3 protein-coding genes are annotated in these 1390 nt (G+C 62.5%); 1 reads left to right on the forward strand and 2 read right to left on the reverse strand.

The features are described 5' to 3' along the window. Together LQV45_RS32580 and LQV45_RS32585 are read right to left on the reverse strand one after the other, a co-directional pair. A partial coding sequence (locus tag LQV45_RS32580; RefSeq protein ID WP_230011715.1) for a DUF3107 family protein occupies positions 1-135 on the reverse strand: 135 nt, incomplete at its 3' end. A 61-nt stretch (positions 136-196) separates the two neighbouring features. After that, complete coding sequence (locus LQV45_RS32585) at positions 197-892, reverse strand: TetR/AcrR family transcriptional regulator (protein WP_374208359.1); 696 nt, start codon at positions 890-892, stop codon at positions 197-199. A 108-nt stretch (positions 893-1000) separates the two neighbouring features. Between LQV45_RS32585 and LQV45_RS32590 the strand changes: the two genes are divergently transcribed. Next, on the forward strand, positions 1001-1390 hold a 390-nt coding region (locus LQV45_RS32590), incomplete at its 3' end, for a ThiF family adenylyltransferase (protein ID WP_230011713.1).

A 1390-nucleotide genomic window follows, 5' to 3' on the forward strand; every position in this document is an offset into this window, starting at 1 on the left:
TTTGTCGTCCGTCAGCCGCAGTTCGCTGCCCTTGGCGATCGCGTCGCCAACTACCTTGGCGACGGCTTCGGCATCCTGCGCCGATTCGAGGACAATTTCGCGGCCAATGTTTTGAATACCAATCTTTACTTCCACAGCAAGGCCTCCCAGCCAATCAACGTCCAAAAAATGTCTAAGGTCAATCTCTAGTTGTAGTCTAGGTCTCTTTGGGGAAGCGGGAGATTCCGCGCCAAGCTAAACGGTAGATGAGGTCACTGGCTACATCGAGATCCAGGTTCCCGTCCGTTTCCAGCCAATACCGTGCGCTCACGTGGGCCATGCCGGCGAGTCCGCGGCCCAGCAGCTGGGCCTCCAGCTCAGGCAGTTTGGTGTCCTCGGCGATGACGTGCGCGACGGCGTCGGCGAAGGTCTTGTTGAACGTTTCCAGCCGCGCGCTGACGTCGGGATCGTTAATCAGGTCCGACTCGAAGACGAGCCGGTGGGCCTGGTCGTCGTGCGCGATGAAGCGGAAGTAGGCGCGCATGACGGCCTGGACGCGCTCGTCATTGTCGGTGGTGGAGTTCAGGGCGCCAAGCAGGAGGTCGGTCAGCTTGCTGAGGTGGCTGTCCAGCAGAGCCAGGTAGAGGTCCCGCTTGGAGGGGAAGTGCTGGTACAACACCGGCTTGCTGACGTGGGCGGTCTCGGCGATCTCGTCCATGGCGGCACCGTGGTAGCCGTTCGCCACGAAAACTTCCTGCGCGGCCGCCAGCAGCTGAGCCCGGCGTTCGTCGCGGGGGAGGCGGGCCGAGCGTTGTCCGCTCCGGGGCTGCCCTGCCGTCGGCTTGCCGGACTCGTCCCGCTCCAACGGTGCCTGATGAACCACTGTCGGCCTTCTTTCCCTTATCCACCCCATTGCGCGCAATGGCAATCATTTGCATTTTGTACTGAACTACCTTGCACTCAATTACACCTTACGCGCGGGTAATATGACCTGGTGGTATCTTCGGGCATAGATTGAAGTATGGCTTCCAAGTTCACCGCCGCCGGTGCCCCCGCAACCCCCCAGACGAAGCTGGATCCGCAGCCCGGACCGCTGGTCGACCCGGCTGCGGACCTCAGGCCGGACGAGGTGGAACGCTACTCGCGGCACCTGATCATTCCGGAGATCGGCGCGATCGGCCAGCGACGCCTCAAGAACGCAAAAGTCCTGGTGATCGGTGCCGGTGGCCTCGGCTCCCCGGCCCTGCTCTATCTCGCCGCCGCGGGGGTCGGCACCCTTGGCATCGTCGATGACGACGACGTCGACCTCAGCAACCTCCAACGCCAGATCATCCATGGTGTCGAGGATATGGGCCGGCCGAAAATCGAGTCCGCCCGCGACGCCATTAAGGCCCTGAACCCGCTCGTGGAC

The organism is Microbacterium sp. Bi128, from assembly GCF_918698205.1.